Source organism: Streptomyces sp. MS191, from assembly GCF_008042125.1.
Classification (GTDB): Bacteria; Actinomycetota; Actinomycetes; order Streptomycetales; family Streptomycetaceae; genus Streptomyces.
Window position 1 is genome coordinate 1 of sequence record NZ_RDBI01000161.1, and the last position, 3,311, is coordinate 3,311.

Consider the following 3,311-nt stretch of genomic DNA (forward strand, 5'->3'; position numbering starts at 1 on the left):
CCCCTACGACGCCCGGCCCGTACCCGTGCTGCACTGCGTGGGCTGGTTCGACAACCTCGGCATCGCCCACATGCGCGACTACACGGAGCTCGCCGAACGCCCCGGCTGGGCGGCCGTCCAGTACCTGATCGCCGACACGATCGACCACGAGAACTACTTCCTGGCGGACGCCCCGGCGACCCCCGAGACCGACCACCTGGCCGGCGCCGCCGCCCTCGAACGCATGCTGGACTCCTACACCGGCCCCGCGATCGAGTTCTTCGACGTCTTCCTGAAGGGCGGCACCCGGCCCGACTCGCTTCCCCGGGTGCGCTGGAAGCTCGGCCACGAGGGCTGGCGCACCTCGGCCACCTGGCCGCTGCCCGAAGCCACGGCCACCGAGCTCTACCTGACGGAGCCGGCCGCGGCGTCCGGCACCGTTCCCGGCGGACAGCTGGCCCCGCGCCCGGACGACGCGCCGGAATCGGTGGAGTGGCGGTACGACCCCGACGACCTCGTGCCGTCCGCCGCGGCCGACACCTTCCTTCAGTTGCGCGACCACGCGGACGAGCGCCGCACGCTCGACCGGGACGACGTCCTCGTGTTCACCGGCCCGGCCTCCGACCGACCGCTCGACCTCGCCGGCCCCGTCCACGCGGTCCTGCACGTGGAGAGCACGGCGCCCACCTTCGACGTCTTCGTCCGTCTCCTCGACCTGGCCCCGGACGGCACGGCGCGCCTGATCGTGCGCGGCTGCGTCCAGGCCGACAGGCCGGGCGAGACGGCGATCGCCCTGGGACACACCGGCTACCGGGTGCGTCCGGGCCACCGCCTCGCGCTGATGATCGCCGGCAGCGACTTCCCGAACCACCTGCCCAACTCCGGCTCCGCGGAGAGCCCGTGGCTGACGGCCACCCCCAAGGCGAGCCGGCAGCGGCTCCGTACCGGCTCCGCCCACCCTTCCCGCCTGTGTCTGACCGTCCTGCCCGAAAGCGGCGAATAGCCCCTGCACCTGGAGGGCCCATGCTCCCTCTGCGACAACTCCCCAGCACGCCGACGCCGACAGGCCCGGCCGTGCACCGCCCGGCCATCGGTCCACGCCGGGAAGGAGGCGGTCCGGGATGAGCCTCCGCTTCGTCACCACCCGGCTGGGCATGCTCGTCCTGACCGTGCTCGTCTCCAGCGTCGCCATCTACGGCGCGATGTTCCTCACTCCCGGGGACCCCGCCACGCTGCTCGTCGGCGGCAGCCGGAACCCCGACCCCGCCGTACTGGCGCAGATCCATCGCGAGTACCACCTGGACGATCCCTTCGTCCAGGGCTACTGGCACTGGCTGAGCAACTGCCTGCAGGGGGACTTCGGGAAGTCCCTCGTCTACCGCGACTCCGTCGCCGGCCTCATCGGCGCCCGCGCCGGCGACTCCTTCGCGCTCGTCGTCTACGCCTCCGTCCTCGTCCTGGCGGCCGGCACCGTCATCGGCACCGTCGCCGCACTGCGAGGCGGACGCACGGAAACCCTGGCCACGACCCTGACGGCAGGCGCGATGGCGGTACCGACCTTCGTCATGGCGGTCCTGCTCATCTGGCTCTTCGCCGTCCAGCTCCCATGGTTCCCCGTCTACGGCTCGGGCGAAGGCTTCACCGGCACCCTGACACACCTCACACTGCCGGCCGTCGCGCTGGCGCTGACCTGGATCGGCTACGTCGCCCAGGTCACCCGGACCGCCGTCCGCGCGGAGATGCGCTCCGAACACGTGGAGACCGCCCGCAGCCGCGGCGTCCCCGAGCGCACGGTGATCAGGCGGCACGTGCTGCACAACGCCTCCGGACCCGTCTTCGCGGTCTCCGGCGTCGGCATCGCCGGACTCATCGCCACCGCGGCCGTCGCCGAGCAGGCGTTCGGCACCGGAGGGCTCGGAGCCCTCATGATCGAGGCCGCGTCCAAGCAGGACATGGCCGTCGTCCAGGCCGTGTCGCTGGTCTTCGTGGTCGTGTTCGTCGTCATCAACACCACCGTCGACCTGGTCAGTGCCGCCCTCGACCCCCGAACCGCGCAGAAGGGGGTCCGATGACCACCGCCCTGTCCACCCGCATCGCGCTCAAGCGGCGGACCGGACGTCCACGCGACCACCTGACGCTCGGCGCGGCCTGTGTCGTCGCCCTGTTCGTCCTGCTGGCCGTGCTCGGTCCGCTGCTCGCCCCGCACGACCCGAACGCCGTCGACCCCCTCAACGTCAACGCCGGACCGTCCGCCACCCATCTCCTCGGGACCGACGACACCGGACGCGACCTGCTCTCCCGGCTGATCGCCGGAACCCGTGCCAGCCTCGCCGCCCCCGCCGTCGTGATCGCCGTCTCCACCACGCTCGGCACCGTCCTCGCGCTGGCCGCCGCCTGGTTCGGCGGCCGGTGCGACCGGCTCGTCTCCGGAGCCCTCGACATCGTCTTCGGCTTCCCCGGTCTCATCATGGCCGTCCTCGTCGCCGCGGTGTTCGGTGCCGGGCTCACCGCGCCGATCGTCGCCCTCTCGATCGCCTACCTCCCCCTGATCACCCGCGTCGTACGATCCGCCGCGATCAAGGAGAGGAACCTGCCGTACGTGTCGGCGCTCCAGCTCCTCGGCGCACCCACCGCCCGCATCTGGCTGCGCCACCTGCTGCCGAACCTGCTCCCGCTCGTCCTCGTCCAGGCCACCATCGGCTTCGGGTACGCCCTGCTCGACGTGGCCGCGATCTCCTTCCTCGGCCTCGGCAGCCAGCCCCCGGACCCGGAGTGGGGGCTGATGGTGTCCAACGGAGCCCCGTCCATCCTGGCGGGCCAGCCGCAGCAGTCGCTGTACGCGGGCATCGCCATCCTGGTCGTCGTCGTCGCGTTCAACCTGCTGGGGACGGGCCTGTCCCGACGTCTGCTCGGAGAGAACGCATGAGCACACCACCCCTGCTCCGGATCGACGCGCTCGGCGTCGACCTGCTCCTCGACGGAGTGCCGCGGACCGTCGTCCACCGCGCCGACGTCAGCATCTCCGAGGGCACGGCCGTCGCCCTGGTCGGCGAATCCGGATCCGGCAAGTCCCTGACCGCCCGCTCCGTCATGGGCCTGCTGCCCGAGACCGCCCGGGTCCACGGAGACGTGCGGGAGCAGGTTCGGCAGCAGGTGGCGCAGCCAGATGCGGGCGGTGGGTGCGCCGAGGAGCTGGAGCGCCGACACGTACGGCAGGTTCCTCTCCTTGATCGCGGCGGATCGTACGACGCGGGTGATCAGGGGGAGGTAGGCGATCGAGAGGGCGACGATCGGCGCGGTGAGCCCGGCACCGAACACCGCGGCGACGAGGA

The 3,311-nt window shown here is 72.1% G+C and carries 3 protein-coding genes and 2 pseudogenes; 4 read left to right on the plus strand and 1 reads right to left on the minus strand.

Translation table 11 applies throughout. The features are described from left to right. The 4 genes and pseudogenes from EAO71_RS36050 to EAO71_RS39505 form a co-directional block, all read left to right on the plus strand. Window positions 1–982 (plus strand): CocE/NonD family hydrolase (locus EAO71_RS36050; RefSeq protein WP_147982021.1); only part of this gene is annotated, 982 nt, incomplete at its 5' end. Between the two features lie 118 nt (window positions 983–1,100). Next, on the plus strand, window positions 1,101–2,051 hold the full coding sequence (locus EAO71_RS36055) for an ABC transporter permease (protein WP_147982022.1): 951 nt from the start codon (window positions 1,101–1,103) through the stop codon (window positions 2,049–2,051). After that, the gene (locus tag EAO71_RS36060) at window positions 2,048–2,905 is read left to right on the plus strand and encodes an ABC transporter permease (RefSeq protein ID WP_147982023.1); all 858 of its coding nucleotides are present in this window, start codon (window positions 2,048–2,050) and stop codon (window positions 2,903–2,905) included. Before EAO71_RS36055 ends, EAO71_RS36060 begins: the two co-directional genes overlap by 4 nt. After that, window positions 2,902–3,042, plus strand: a pseudogene (locus EAO71_RS39505) (ABC transporter ATP-binding protein); the annotation flags it as partial. The gene EAO71_RS36060 and the pseudogene EAO71_RS39505, both read left to right, overlap by 4 nt. Before the next feature lie 123 nt (window positions 3,043–3,165). Here the strand turns inward: EAO71_RS39505 and EAO71_RS39510 are convergent. Then, window positions 3,166–3,297: pseudogene (locus EAO71_RS39510) on the minus strand (ABC transporter permease); the annotation flags it as partial. Window positions 3,298–3,311: the final 14 nt, after the last annotated feature.

Excerpts from the sequence above, each read along its gene's own strand:
- EAO71_RS36055 (WP_147982022.1), top strand. The coding sequence starts at position 1,101 with ATGAGCCTCCGCTTCGTCACCACCCGGCTGGGCATGCTCGTCCTGACC.
- EAO71_RS36060 (WP_147982023.1), top strand. The coding sequence starts at position 2,048 with ATGACCACCGCCCTGTCCACCCGCATCGCGCTCAAGCGGCGGACCGGA.